Source organism: Curtobacterium sp. Leaf183 (genome assembly GCF_001424385.1).
In the GTDB taxonomy this organism is placed as follows: Bacteria; Actinomycetota; Actinomycetes; order Actinomycetales; family Microbacteriaceae; genus Curtobacterium.
This window is the reverse complement of sequence record NZ_LMPO01000001.1, coordinates 579,831-593,854: the sequence shown is the minus strand read 5'-3', so window position 1 is coordinate 593,854 and position 14,024 is coordinate 579,831. Positions and strand designations below refer to the sequence as shown.

9 protein-coding genes are annotated in these 14,024 nt (G+C 72.4%); 6 read left to right on the top strand and 3 right to left on the bottom strand.

All coding sequences use genetic code 11. The features are described 5' to 3' along the window. The first annotated feature begins 58 nt into the window (after positions 1-58). From mvk to ASG04_RS02725, 6 genes are all read left to right on the top strand, one after another. Positions 59-1,036 (top strand): mevalonate kinase, encoded by a 978-nt coding sequence (gene mvk, locus ASG04_RS02750; RefSeq protein ID WP_056119815.1) that lies wholly within the window; start codon positions 59-61, stop codon positions 1,034-1,036. Next, positions 1,036-2,040: a diphosphomevalonate decarboxylase gene (gene mvaD / locus ASG04_RS02745; protein ID WP_056119812.1), complete on the top strand. Its 1,005-nt coding sequence runs from the start codon at positions 1,036-1,038 to the stop codon at positions 2,038-2,040. Before mvk ends, mvaD begins: the two co-directional genes overlap by 1 nt. Continuing rightward, positions 2,037-3,116, top strand: coding sequence for a phosphomevalonate kinase (locus ASG04_RS02740; protein WP_056119809.1), 1,080 nt, complete (start codon positions 2,037-2,039; stop codon positions 3,114-3,116). The genes mvaD and ASG04_RS02740 overlap by 4 nt, the downstream gene beginning before the upstream one ends. After that, a complete protein-coding gene (locus ASG04_RS02735; protein WP_082517746.1) occupies positions 3,113-4,204 on the top strand; it encodes a hydroxymethylglutaryl-CoA reductase in 1,092 nt (363 codons plus the stop codon). Before ASG04_RS02740 ends, ASG04_RS02735 begins: the two co-directional genes overlap by 4 nt. Then, positions 4,201-5,364, top strand: a complete 1,164-nt coding sequence (locus tag ASG04_RS02730) for a hydroxymethylglutaryl-CoA synthase (RefSeq protein WP_056119806.1) — start codon at positions 4,201-4,203, stop codon at positions 5,362-5,364. Before ASG04_RS02735 ends, ASG04_RS02730 begins: the two co-directional genes overlap by 4 nt. Before the next feature lie 113 nt (positions 5,365-5,477). Further along, a complete protein-coding gene (locus tag ASG04_RS02725) occupies positions 5,478-5,849 on the top strand; it encodes a hypothetical protein (RefSeq protein ID WP_056119803.1) in 372 nt (123 codons plus the stop codon). A 227-nt stretch (positions 5,850-6,076) separates the two neighbouring features. Here the strand turns inward: ASG04_RS02725 and ASG04_RS02720 are convergent, their stop codons facing one another. The 3 genes from ASG04_RS02720 to ASG04_RS17685 all read right to left on the bottom strand — a co-directional run bounded on the left by ASG04_RS02720 (position 6,077) and on the right by ASG04_RS17685 (position 13,801). Continuing rightward, on the bottom strand, positions 6,077-7,873 hold the full coding sequence (locus tag ASG04_RS02720; protein WP_082517745.1) for a sulfite reductase subunit alpha: 1,797 nt from the start codon (positions 7,871-7,873) through the stop codon (positions 6,077-6,079). Next, positions 7,870-13,437 carry a glutamate synthase-related protein gene (locus ASG04_RS02715; protein ID WP_156463485.1) on the bottom strand — a complete coding sequence of 1,856 codons (5,568 nt, stop codon included), beginning with the start codon at positions 13,435-13,437 and terminating at the stop codon, positions 7,870-7,872. Before ASG04_RS02715 ends, ASG04_RS02720 begins: the two co-directional genes overlap by 4 nt. A 202-nt stretch (positions 13,438-13,639) precedes the next feature. Beyond that, positions 13,640-13,801, bottom strand: a complete 162-nt coding sequence (locus ASG04_RS17685; protein ID WP_181436929.1) for a hypothetical protein — start codon at positions 13,799-13,801, stop codon at positions 13,640-13,642. Positions 13,802-14,024: the final 223 nt, after the last annotated feature.

Sequence of the window (14,024 nt, the reverse complement as noted above, 5' to 3'; positions counted from 1 at the left end):
GCCTGCGCACGGTGCTGAGCAGGTCCGCAGCCGTGCGGTTAGGCTGGTCGGACCACTGATGACCAGCAACCACCCAGCCGAAGCACGAACAGCGACCCCCCGAGTCGGATCGTCGTCGTCCCACGGCAAGACGATCCTGATCGGCGAGCACGCCGTGGTGTACGGCGAACCCGCACTCGTGCTGCCGGTCAACGACGTCCGGGTCACCGCGACGGTCACCCCGACGCCCCGGGCGACGGGCCACGGCCTCACCTCCACGGTGCACACGGGCCCGCTCGACCTCGCCCCCGCCGCGGTGATGCCCACCGTCACCGCGGTGACCGCGACGCTGCGGTGGCTCGGCGCCGAGGACCAGCACGTGCACGTCCGGGTCGACAGCGACGTCCCGACCGCTCGGGGCATGGGGTCGAGTGCCGCGGTCGCCGCCGCCGTGACCGCCGCCGTCGCCGACGTCTTCGGGGTCACGCTCGACGCCGAGACCCACCACGAGCTCATCCAGGAGTGCGAGCGCGTCGCCCACGGGCGCCCGTCCGGGCTCGACGCCCGCGGGGTCGTCGCCGACGTGCCGGTCTGGTTCGAGGGCGGCCACGTCGAGCCCGTCGAGCTGTCCGGGGAGTTCGTCTTCGTCGTCGCGGACACCGGCGTCCCCGGTCACACCCGCCAGGCAGTCACCGCCGTGCGCGAGGCCCACGACCGCGATCCCCGTGCGGTCGACGCCCTCCTCGCCCGCCTCGGAGACCTCGCCCGTCGGGCGCGGGGGACACTCGTGGACGGCGACGCCCAGGCGCTCGGTGCCACGATGGACGCCGCACACGGGCTGCTCGCGACGCTCGACGTGTCGAGCGACGACCTCGACCGCCTGGTCGCAGCCGCCAGGCGAGCGGACGCCCTCGGCGCCAAGCTCACCGGCGGCGGGCGCGGCGGATGTCTGCTCGCACTCGCCACGGACGGCGAGCACGCGGACCGCATCGCGGCAGCACTGCGCGACGCCGGTGCCGCCGCCACCTGGACCACTCGGATCGGAGACCGCGCCTGATGACCGCCACCGCCGTCGCGCACCCCAACATCGCCCTCGTCAAGTACTGGGGCAAGGCGGACGCCGACCTCGCGCTCCCCGCGACGGGCAGCGTCTCGATGGGCCTCGACGTCTTCCCGACGACGACGTCCGTCACGCTCGTCGACCGCCAGGAGGCCCGGGACGCGTTCGTCCTGAACGGTCGCGTCGTCGCCGACGGAGCCCTGACACGCGTCGAGCGGTTCCTCGACCTGGTCCGGCAGCTGGCGGGGAGCGACGCCCGTGCGTCGGTCGAGTCGACCAACACGGTTCCGACCGGTGCCGGCCTGGCGTCGAGCGCCTCGGGCTTCGCCGCCCTGGCGACCGCGGCGGCGGCGGCCTACGGGCTCGACCTGTCCGAGCGCGACCTGTCCCGGCTCGCGCGGCGCGGTTCCGGATCGGCGACGCGGTCGATCCCCGGCGGGGTGTCGGTCTGGCACGCCGGCGACGACCAGGGCTCGTACGCCGAGACGATCCCGGCGCCCCCGATGGCCATGGTCGTGGTGACGATCGACGACGGCCCGAAGGCGATCGGGTCCCGCGAGGCCATGCGCCGCACCATCGCGACCTCGCCGTTCTACCCCGCCTGGGTCACCTCGACCACCGAGACGGTCGGCGACATGCTGACTGCGTGCGCCACCGGCGACTTCACCCGGATCGGCGAGCTCACCGAGAGCAACGCCCTGCGCATGCACGCCACGATCGAGGGCTCCTTCCCCCCGATCCGCTACCTCACCGCCCGCAGCGTCGCGGTCTTCGACGCGGTCGGTGCGCTGCGTGCCGCGGGTACCGAGGCCTACGCCACCGCCGACGCCGGCCCGAACGTCGTCGTGCTCGTGCAGCCGCAGGACCGGGCCGCGGTGGCCGCGGCGCTCGCCGACCTGGGCACCGTCATCGAGTCCGGCACCGGGCCTGCCGCGCGCCTGGTCGGCTCCGAAGGAACGGGGAAGCAGCAGCACCCCGTCCAGAAGGAGTCCACCGAGTGATCGAGTTCCGCGCCCACGGCAAGTTGTTCGTCGCCGGTGAGTACGCCGTCGTCGAGCCGGGCCAGCCGTCGGTGCTCATCGCCCTCGACCGCGCCATCACGGCCCGCGTCGCCGAGGGCCACGGGTCCGGCAGCGTGCACTCCGAGGAGTACGGGCACCTGCCGCTGACGTGGACCCGCCGCGAGGACGGCCTCGCGCTCGACCGCGAGCACCACCCCTACGACTACGTCATGGCGACGATCGACCTGGTCGAGAAGCTCCGTGCCGAACTGGGCATCGGCCCGCGCTTCCACGACCTGCGCATCTCGAGCCAGCTCGACGACGCCAGCGGCCGGAAGTTCGGTCTCGGGTCGTCGGCCGCCGTGACCGTCGCGACCGTCGGCGCCCTCGACCGGTTCTACGGGCTCGGGCTGTCCCAACGGCAGCGGTTCCAGGTCGCGCTGCTGGCGACCGTGCGGGTCAACCCGCGGGCGTCCGGTGGCGACCTGGCGGCGAGCACGTTCGGCGGCTGGCTCCGCTACAGCGCGCCGGACCGCGAGCGCCTGCTCGAGCAGCTCACGGGCAACACGGTCTCGGCGATCCTGCACGACGTCGACGCGTGGGCCGGGTTCGACGTCGAGCGGCTCCCCGCGCCGACGGACCTGCGCCTGCTGGTCGGCTGGACCGGGTCGCCAGCGTCCACCACGCAGCTCGTCGGCGCCGTGCGGCGCCACCGGAACGGCGGGTACTCGACGTTCCTCGACGACAGCCGCGCCTGCGTCGACGACCTGACCACGGGCCTCCGGACCGGCGACGCCGAGCAGACGCTCGACGCGCTCCGGCGCGCCCGCGGACTCATGCAGCGGCTCGGTGACTCCGTCGGCTCGCGCATCGAGACCGACCGACTGACCACCCTGTGCGACGTCGTCGAGCGCTCCGGCGGGGCGGCCAAGCCGTCCGGTGCCGGCGGCGGCGACTGCGGCATCGCGCTCGTGCCGGCCGACCTCGACCCGGCCGTGATCTTCCGCGAGTGGGAGGCGCACGACATCCGGCACCTCTCGGTCGCCGTCCAACCCCCGGAAGGCCCCATCGAGTGAGTGACACAGCGAATCCGAGCACCGTCGACAAGACGATCACGCAGACGCCGATCCCGACGCGCTGGGTCGGTCCGCTGCGGGTCAGCGGCAACGCCGTCGAGGGCGAGCACGCCGTGCCCCTGGCGACGTACGAGTCGCCGCTGTGGCCGTCCGTCGGTCGGGGCGCCCGCATCTCCCGCATGGTCGAGGGCGGCATCGTCGCGACGGTCGTCGACGAGCGCATGACCCGCTCGGTCGTCGTCCGTGCCGACAGCGCAGCGGCAGCGCACATCGCCGCCGGGCGCATCCTGGCCCGCCAGGACGAGCTCGAGGCCGTCGTGGTCGGGCAGAGCCGCTACGCGAAGCTGATCGAGGTGCACCCGGAGATCGTCGGGGACCTGCTGTTCCTGCGGTTCGCGTTCACCACGGGCGACGCCTCGGGCCACAACATGGTGACGCAGGCCGCGGACACGCTGCTGCCGACGATCCTCGGCTGGCACCCGGAGCTGTCGTACGTGTCGATCTCCGGCAACTTCTGCTCGGACAAGAAGGCCACGGCGGTGAACGGCATCCGCGGGCGCGGTCGGGCCACGATCGCCGAGATCGTCCTGCCCGGGCAGGTCGTCGAGCGGTTCCTCAAGACCTCGACCCAGCGCATCGTCGACCTCAACACGGCGAAGAACCTGGTCGGGTCGACGATCGCCGGTGCCCTGCGCTCCGCCAACGCGCACTACGCGAACATGCTGCTCGGCTTCTACCTGGCCACCGGGCAGGACGCGGCGAACATCGTCGAGGGCTCCCAGGGCATCACGTTCGCCGAGGCCCGTGGCGACGACCTGTACTTCTCGTGCTCCCTCCCGCACCTCATCGTCGGCACGGTCGGCAACGGCAAGGGCAACGACCTGCCCGTCGTCGAGGACGCACTGACGCGTCTCGGCTGCCGCGAAGACCGGGAGCCCGGCGCGAACGCCCGTCGCCTCGCAGGACTCTGCGCCGCGACGGTGCTCTGCGGTGAGCTGTCCCTGCTCGCCGCGCAGACGAACCCCGGCGAGTTGATGGCGGCACACGTCGCCATGGAGCGTGGCGGGAAGAAGGACGGCACAGCATGACCTCCATCGGCATCCACGACATCGCGGTGACGACCGGGCACCACGTGCTCGAGCTCGACGACCTGGCGGTGCAGCTCGGGGTGGACCCCGCGAAGTACCACGTCGGCATCGGGCAGGACGCCTTCAGCGTGCCCGCCCCGGACGAGGACATCGTCACGATGGGTGCCGCAGCGGCCAAGCAGGTCGTCGACCGGCACGGCGTCGAGGGGATCCGCACGGTCCTGTTCGCGACCGAGTCCGGCATCGACCAGTCCAAGGCCGCCGGGGTGTTCGTGCACGGACTGCTCGGGCTGCCGTCGAACGTGCGCACCGTCGAGCTCAAGCAGGCCTGCTACGGCGGGACCGCGGCGCTGCAGCTCGCCCTCGGGATCGTCGCGCGCGACCCCCGCGAGCGGGTGCTCGTCATCGCCGCCGACGTCGCCCGCTACGACGTCGACACCGCCGCCGAACCCACACAGGGCGCCGGCGCGGTCGCCATGCTCGTCAGCGCCGACCCCGACCTGATCGAGATCGAGCCCGCCGCCGGACTGTTCACCGCCGACGTCGACGACTTCTGGCGGCCGAACGACCGCTCGACGGCGCTCGTCGACGGGCGCCTGTCGGTCACCGCCTACGTCGACGCCTTCATCGGCGCCTGGGACGACCTCGCGTCGCGCGGGGGACCGTCCTACGCCGAGATCGACCGGTTCGTGCACCACCAGCCGTTCACGAAGATGGCGGTCAAGGCGCACCGCAAGCTCACCCAGCACGTCGGGGTGGAGTTCGACGAGTCCGAGCTGCGGACCGGCTTCACCTACAACCGGCAGATGGGCAACACGTACACGGCGTCGATCTGGATCGCGCTGGCGGCGGTGCTCGACCTCGACGACGACCTGGCGGGCAAGCGCATCGGCATGTTCAGCTACGGCTCGGGCAGCGTGGGGGAGCTCGTGACGGGGATCGTCCGCCCGGACCACCAGCGCCACCGTCGGGTGGGCGCGGTGCGTGCCGAGCTCGACGCCCGTGTGCCGCTCACCGTCGCGGAGTACCGGGAGCTGCATGCCGCCGGCGCCGCGACGAGCGAGGACACCGAGCGGGCGCGCGTCACCGACGCGCCGTTCCGCTTCGCGGGTGTGCTCGGGGGCGCGCGGCACTACGAGGCGACCACGCACCAGGCCTGACGGACGGGGCGGACCCGAGCCCGGGCCTCCCGTCCGGCTCGCCGCCCCGCGGTGCCGTCGGTCCCGCCGCCCTCGGCACCGCCCGCGCGGCGCGCGAGGGAGTAGACAGACCCATGGGTCAGCTCATCTACGCCGGACAACCGCTCGACCTGCACATCGACGACCGTGCCCTCACGCACCTGCAGATCGTGATCGTGAACATGCTGCGCCGCGACCACCGGTTCGTGTTCTCGTGGAAGGACGACGCGCTGCACGGCGACGGCCGCTCGACCATCTGGCTGCACCCCGACGTCAGCCTGCACTTCAAGTTCGCCGGCAGCCGGACGCCGTCGATCAACCGTTCCTGGCTCGAGGCGCTCTACGCCTCGGCGTCCTCCGGCGCCGGGCTGGTCCTCACCGCGGAGCCGTCGGACACGAGCGTGGGCGAGGACTCGCCGTGGTCACGCGCCGTTGCACCCGGCAACACCAACGAGCCGAACGCTTAGCACCACCATGGATTCCCAGTCAACGGGTTTCCATCACGGCCGCACTTCGCGTACATTCGTGAGGACCACTCCAAGTACGGCTCCGTTCCCGGCTCAGGGCGCCGCGCGGACACGGGAATCCCGGATCAGGGGATTCCCACGGACTCGAGTGGTCAGGTCGCCGCCCCACCAGAGGATTCGGGTTCCGCACGGTGGGGCGGCGACCACCCACCGCCACCACCCCGTGGTCAGTAGACGTCGCGCACGTACCGCTTGGCCCGGCGCAGGTCTGCCAGGTACTCGGCCGCGTCGTCGTCACCCCGGCCACGCTGCTCGGCGATCACCGCGAGCAGTGCGGTCTCGACGTCCTTCGCCATCCGCGACGCGTCGCCGCACACGGCGAAGGTCGCGCCGTCCTCGAGCCACCGGTAGAGCTCCGCCGAGTGCTCGCGCATCCGCGTCTGCACGTAGACCTTCTCGGCCTGGTCGCGCGAGAAGGCCAGGTCGAGCCGGGTGAGCACCCCGGAGTCCTGCAGATCGGTCAGCTCGTCCCGGTAGACGAAGTCGGTGTCGCGGTGCTGGTCGCCGAAGAACAGCCAGTTGCGTCCCGTCGCGCCACGTGCAGCGCGCTCGTGCAGGAACCCGCGGAACGGCGCGATGCCGGTGCCGGGTCCGACCATGACCAGCGGCGCGTCGTCGTCGGCGGGGACGCTGAACGCCGCGTTCGGCTGCAGGTACACGCCGACCTCGTCGCCGACCGCGACCCGGTCCGCCAGGTGCGTGGAGGCCACACCGGAGTGCCGTCGGTTGACGTCGCCGTACCGGACTGACGCGACGGTCAGGTGGACCCGACCGGGGTGTGCGAGCGGGCTCGACGAGATCGAGTACTGCCGCGCCTGCAGCGGACGGAGGAACGGCAGCAGGTCGTCGAGCCCCGGGGCGTTCGGGCCGGCGTCACGCAGCAGGTCGAGGACGTCCCGACCCCACAGCCAGCGGTCCAGCTCGTGCTTGTCGCCGTGCGCGACGACGGCCGCCAGCTCGCTCGACGGCTCGCGCTGCACCAGGTCGGCGATGAGGTCCTTCGACGGCGTCCTGACCTCGCGGTCGGTGCGCAGCAGGTCCCGCACGGTCCGGCCGTCGAACACCTCGGCGCCCGTCGCGCCGAGGTGGGCGAGCAGGTCGCCGACGAGCACGTCGTCGTTCCGCGGCACGACCGCCAGGGCGTCGCCGGCCGCGTAGGTGATGCCGCTGTCGCCGAGGTCGAACTCGTAGTGCCGGATCTCCTTCGCGCTGCGCGGGTCGGAGAGCAGCCGGTTCGCCACCAGCCGTGCCGGGTACGGGTTCCGCTTGGTCCACTGGGAACCCGGCCGGGAGGCCCGGCTCGCGCCCGTCACGTCGGCTGCGGAGGTCGTCGCGCCGGCTCCACCGCCCGGGGCCGCGCCCGGCTGCACACCGGGCTGCGCTCCGGTCTCCGCGGCGACGCGGTCGAGGACGGCGGCCGTCCAGAGCGCCGCGGGGTCCTCGAAGTCGACGTCACAGTCCACGCGGTCGTGCAGGCGGGTCGCGCCGAGCTGCTCGAAGCGGGTGTCGATGAGCTTGCCGGCCTGGCAGAACTCGTCGTAGCTCGTGTCGCCGAGCCCGAGCACGGCGTACTGCAGGCCCTCGAGGCGCGGCACGGTGCTGGCCTGGACTGCGTCCCAGAACAGGCCGGCGTTGTCGGGCATCTCGCCCTCGCCGTACGTCGAGGTGACGACGAGCACGTGCGACATCCCGGCGAGCTGCTCGGGGGAGACGTCGTCGAGCGCGGTGGCCCGCCCGCCGAGCCCGCGGGCCGCTGCACCGGCGACGAGCTGGTCCGCGAGGGACTCCGCGTTGCCCGTCTGGGTGCCGAACAGCACGTCGACGGTGGTCGTCGGTGCCGGCGGGGCGGACTTCCTGCCCGCGGCGGCGATGCCCGCGATGAACCCGGCGAGCCAGGACTCCTGGGCGGCCGAGAACGGAGCGTCGACCGGGATCAGCGAGCCGGTGGGGGGCAGGACGCTCACGCGGTCACCGCCTCGACGGGCGCCTGCGGTGCACGGCCGGCGATGTCCTCGAGCGCCGCGGTCGCGAGCAGCTCGTCGAAGCGGGCCGCACGGACGCGGCCGGCGTTCTTGGCGTTCTGGTGCATGATCCAGCCGGTCGTCCCGGGCGCGTCCATGCTGCGGGTGTTCCGCTGCGTGAGCGCACGCTTGTAGTCGTCGAGGCGCTTGATCGCGATGAGGGTCGCGAGGTCGTCGTCGGTGAACCGCTCGAGCGTGCCGCGCAGGTACTTGACGACGCGCTGCTTCACGAAGAAGTCCTCGGTGAGCACGAGGTTCTTCACGGCCTCGGCCACGCGGGGGTCGTTCGCGCTCGTCGCGCCGGGGACCCTCTGGAGCGCGAGGTCCTGCGCGACGCCGAGCACCGTGTACGAGGACAGGAGGGAGAACATGTCGTCGCCCTGGTCCCCGAGCGCCGGAGCCCGGCCGTCGAGGACCGTGCGACGGTCGCGGTAGTCGACCTTGAACGCGCGGAGCTTGTCGGTCGCGGTCGAGGTGGCGAGCTCGTCGAGCAGCTCGTTCCGGGTCGCGGCGGCGAGGATCGCCTCGGCGTCCTGGGTGAGCAGGAGTGCACGGGGCATGCCGACGAACACGTGCGTGCGGGTGGTGTCCCAGTCTGCGAGCAGGCGGGCCGCGAGCTCGGAGCCGGTGGCCTCGAGGTGCCACTCCAGCAGCAGGCGCGCGGCGTCCTCGTGGAAGGCGCCCCGGGTCGTGTCGGTGACCGGGAACACCAGGAGCGAGTCGGTGCTCGCCCGCTCGGCCACGCGGTCGGACGGGTCGTACTGGTACAGGAAGCCGCCGGACATGCCGTTGCCGAGGCCCTTGCCGTAGCCGCCGAGGTTGAACACCGCGCCGCCGGTCATGTACTCGCAGCCGAAGTCCCCGATGCCCTCGACGACGGCCGTCGCACCCGAGTTCCGGACGGCGAAGCGGTCGCCCGCCTCGCCCTCGACGAAGGTCCGGCCACCGGTCGCGCCGAACAGCGCGAAGTTGCCGACCAGGACGTTCCCGCCGCGCTCGGTGCTGCCGCCCCCGGGCGCGCGGACGACGATGCGGCCGCCGCTCTGGCTCTTGCCGACGCCGTCGTTCGCGGTCCCCGTGTGCTCGAGGGTCACGCCGTCGTTGGTGAAGACGCCGTAGGACTGACCGGCCGAACCGGTGGTGCGGATCGTCACCGCGCCGTCGACCAGACGTCGGCGGCCGCGGTCGTCGGTCGTGACGGCGGGCACCTCGTCGAACGACGCGTCGCGGAGCTCGTGGTTCAGGATCCGCTCGACGTCGATGCCGAACTGGCCGCCGACGGACTTGTCCGCGTTGCCGAGGTGCACCCCGTCGATCGTCACGCTGTGCTCGTGCCGCGTCAGGAGTGCCGCGCGGACCTGCTCGATCAGGGCGTCGTCGGTGCGGAAGTCCTTCTCGAGGTACTCCGGGTCGGTGACGACCTTCTCGGGCACCTGCGCGAGCAGGTTCCGGACGTCGAGCCGTCCGACGCTCGCCGGGTGGTCGAGCAGCTGGAGCAGGTCGGTGCGGCCACGGGCCTCGCGCAGGGAGCGCAGGCCCAGGCGCGCGAGGATCTGCCGCACGTCGTGCGCGATGTTCAGCAGGTACTGCGCGAGCGCGCGGGGGTCGCCTTCGAACGCCTCGGCGTTGGTGGTCAGGCCCGCCGGGCACTTCACGTTGCAGTTCTTCGCCATCACGCAACCGAGCATCATCAGCGCGGTCGTGCCGAACTCGAACGAGTCGCCGCCGAGCAGCGCGCTCGTGACGACGTCGCTGCCGGTCTGGTGGGCGCCCGAGCAGCGGAGCGTGACCTTCTGACGGAGCCCGTTCGCGACGAGGGCCTGGTGCACCTCAGCCACGCCGATCTCCGCCGAGCGGCCCGCGTACTTCAGGCTCGTGACGGCCGCAGCGCCCGTGCCGCCGGTGTTCCCCGCGACGTTGATGACGTCCGCGCCGGCCTTCGCGACACCGACGGCGATCGTGCCGATGCCCTCCGAGGACACCAGCTTCACGATCACCCGGACGCGGGCGGCCTTGCAGTCGTGGATGAGCTGCGCCAGGTCCTCGATCGAGTACGTGTCGTGGTGCGGCGGCGGCGAGATGAGCTCGACGCCGGGCGTGCCACCGCGGGCGGCGGCGATGTCGACCGTGACCTTCGGCGCGGGCAGCTGGCCGCCCTCGCCGGGCTTCGCCCCCTGGCCGATCTTGATCTCGAGCTCCTGCAGCATCGGGTCGGCGAGGTAGCCGGCCCAGATCCCGAACCGACCGGAGGCGAACTGCTTGATGCGCGAGCCGCGGATCGTGCCGTAGCGGGAGTGGTGCTCGCCGCCCTCGCCGCTGTTCGACATGCCGCCGACCATGTTCGTGCCGTGCGCCACCGCCTCGTGCGCGGTGGCGACGAGCGCGCCGTGGCTCATCGCGCCGGACGCCAGGGTGCGGGTGATCTCGTGCGCGGGCTGGACGTCGTCGAGCTCGACGCTCGCGGGCGCGCTCTCGAGCAGCGCCAGGAGCGCGACGGCGTGGCCGGTGGCGCGGAGGGTCACCTGGGTGTCGTCGGCGTCGTCGAGGTCGACCTGGCCGGGGAAGAGCAGGGCGAGGCCGGCCGCGAGTGCCGTGTGGCGCTCGCTCCCCAGCGACCCCGTGGACGTGAGCCGCAGACGGAACCGCACCGGGCCTCCCAGCTGGCCGCCGTCACCCACTCGTGAACCGAGCAGACCGCGCACCGTGACGCTGCTGTTGCCGGTCAGCGAGAACCGGCCGAGCTCGCGGGCGAAGTCCTCCGCCGTGTCGATCCCGGTCACGTCCGCGGGCAGCGCCAGGACGTCGCGCAGCGCCGAGGGGCGGCGGGAGCGCTCCTCGTGCGTGGTCTGCAGGAACGTCCGGTAGCCGGGCGTGATGCGGAAGTCGTCGATCTCGGACTCGCTGAGGCGGTCGTAGCCGGTGTTGCGGTAGGCCGCGTCGGTGATGCCGAAGGCGTCGTCGAGCTGGCCGAGCGTCAGGAGCCGGAGCGCGTCGGAGTCGCCCGAGCGCTCGAAGGTCGGTCGCTCCTCGGTCATGCCGCCGAAGCCGCGCACGCTCGCGACGCCGAACGAGTGCCCGGCGCCGTCCGACCGCTCCTTGAACAGGCCGAGGAGCGGGACCTGGGCATCGCCCTGCACCGACCGGGCGCGCTCGTGCCAGTCCGTCGCCGCCTGCGCGATGCGGGCGAAGCCGACGCCGCCGACCGGGGCGTCCATGTGCGGGAAGACCCGGGCGAACAGGTCGTCGCGGGTGTCCAGGTAGTTCGGCTCGAAGAACTCGCCGCCGATGTAGCTCTCGGCGGTGCACAGGCCGACGCGGCCCATCGTCTTCGCGAGGGCCTTCTCCGCCGCCTTGCGGAAGCGCTTGAGTGCCGCGTCGGTCTCGGTCAGCTCGCCCGCCGGTGCGGCAGCGGCCGGGTACTGCTCCTCGGCGCGCAGCCGCGCGGACAGGCTGTACACGGCAGCGGCACCGAAGCCGAGCGCCGTCGCGACGTGGTGCGAGGACGGCAGCTGACCGCTCTCGGCGACGACCGACACCCGCAGGCGCAGTCCGGTCTCGATCAGGCGCTGGTTGACCGCGGCGACGGCCAGGATCACCGGCAGCGCCGCGTGCGTGGACGAGACCTCGCGGTCGGACAGCACCGCGATGCCGCCGGTCGTCCGGGCGAAGCGCTCGACGGCGTCGCTGAGCGCGGTCACGGCGGCCCGCACCGCGTCGGCGTTGGCCTGCTCGTCGCCGAGCACCGGCACGTAGAGCATGTCGAAGCGCTCGAGCGGCACGATCGTCTGGTCGCGCAGCCGGACCATGTCGAGGTGTCCGAGGATCGGGGAGTCGACGACGAGCTGGCGGGTGGTGGACCCCGTGCCGTCCGGCTTGGCGCCGAGGGCGACCCGCATGCTCATGCCGTCAGCCTCGCGGATGGAGTCGAGCGGCGGGTTCGTCACCTGGGCGAATCGCTGCGAGAAGTACTTCGCCATGCCGCCCTCGGTGTCGCTGAGCGCGTTGATGGCGTTGCCGTAGCCCATCGCCGAGATCCGCTCCGAGCCGTTCTGCAGCATCGGGTCGAGCATGAACCGGAAGCTCTCCTGGTTCAGCGAGTAGGCCACGTAGCGGCCCTGCAACGACAGGTCGCCGTCGTAGCCGAGCGTGTTCGTGGTGCGGTCGTAGTCCGGCGCGGGCAGGTCGTCCAGGTGCACGCGCGCGGCGTCGAGCAGCGTGCCGTAGTCACGGCGGGCGGCGAGCATCGCCAGCACGTCGTCGGTGCGCATGAGCGTGCCCGTGCGGTGGTCGACGACGAGCATGCCGCCGGCCTCGATGCGGCCGCGGTGCACGACCTGGTCGTCCGGGAACGTGACCTGGCCTGCCTCGGACGACACCATCAGGTACTCGGACGTCTGCACCGTGCGCAGCGGTCGCAGCCCGAGGCGGTCGAGACGTGCGCCCACCACGTCTCCGTCGCTGAAGATCACGGCGGCGGGACCGTCGTTCTTCTCCTCGTACAGCGAGAAGTACTCGAGCATCGCGCGGACGTCGTCCGTCAGGGTGTGGTCGTTCTCCCACGCCGGGGGCATGAGCGACACGACGGCCTCGACGATCTCGAGCCCGTCGTCGAACACACGGCTCTGCAGGGTCTGGTCGAGGCGGCTGGAGTCGGACTGCCCGGGCGGGCGGACGATGCTGCGGGTGCGGGCCTGCGCGAGCGCCTCGTCCGACAGCCGGTTCTTCCGGTCGGTGTTGAGCTCGCCGTTGTGCGCCATCAGACGGAACGGCTGCGCCATCGTCGGGTGCGGCTCGGTGTTCGTCGAGAAGCGCGTGTGGAAGTACAGCGTCCGGATCGAGTGCCGCGGGTCACGCAGGTCGGTGAAGTACCCGATCACCTCGCCCGAGTTCAGTCGTCCCTTGAGGACCTGGGTGCGGGCGCTGAGCGACAGCGGGTACAGCGCGGCGTGGTCGGCGTGCTCGGCGGCGGCCTGTCCGTACGAGACGGCCTCGATCGCGAGCAGGGCACGGTTCGCGGCGGCGTCGACCTCGGTGCGGGACCACTCGTCGGGCGCGCGGAAGACCCACTGCACCACCGGGAGCTGGTACTGCTCGGCCTCGGGGCGCGCGACGGAGTGGTCCACCGGGACGTCGCGGACGAGCAGGAGCTCGAAGCCCTGGTCGGTGACGGCTCCGGTGACGGTGTGCACGGCTGCGTCGCGCTCGGCGCCGCCGGTGGGTCCTGCGGTGCTCGGGACGAAGCAGTTCGCGACCCCGAAGTGGCCGGCGCGCAGTTCCACGCCGGTGATCGCGCTGAAGAACTCCACCGACAGGTCGATGCTCACGCCCGCACCGTCGCCGACGCCCTCGGCGGACTTGCCACCGCGGTGCGGGATCGAGCACAGCGCCTCGTCGCCCTTGACGATGACGTCGTGGCTCGGGGTGCCGTCCAGGCGCGTGACGAAGCCGACCCCGCAGTCGGAGGATTCGCGGGCAGGGTCGTACAGACCGAAGGGGGAGGGGTTCACGAGCGTGTCCAGTGGAGCGTGTGCCGGCAGCGGACGACGGAGGCTGCAACGGTGGAGCGCTCGCCGCGGGCGGACCGTGGGTGGCAGTCGGGCCCTGTGGTGTGGTGGTGCGGTAGGGCGATGCTACGGGCTGGTATACCGACGGCGCAACAGCGGGGACCGACGGTGGTCCGCCGGTCCCCGCTGCAGTTCGCGAGGTGGACTACTCGGAGTCGCCGGCCTCGTCCTCTTCCTGGTTGAAGTGCGAGTCGTCGTCGGTGAACCCGGCTGCGACGCCCTCCGGGTGGTCGGGGATGGTGCCGTCCTTGCCGAGGCCGCCGGGCTTCTCGGTGCCCTCGGGGTCGGGCGTGGTGGTGTCGGTCATGTGCGGCTCCTTCGCTGCCGTCGGGAACGCCACGGTACTCAGGCGTGCTGCTGCGGTGCTGAGGCGTGGCGTGCTGCGCACGGTGCGTACCTGCGCACCGTGCTCGGTTCGTCGGCCCGAGCGCGCCTGGGCACCGCGCTCGGTTCGTCGGCCGTGCGCCGTTCGCGGCCCCGTGCGAGGGTGTTTCCTCGCACGGGGCCGTCGATCTCGCACGGGCCCCGAG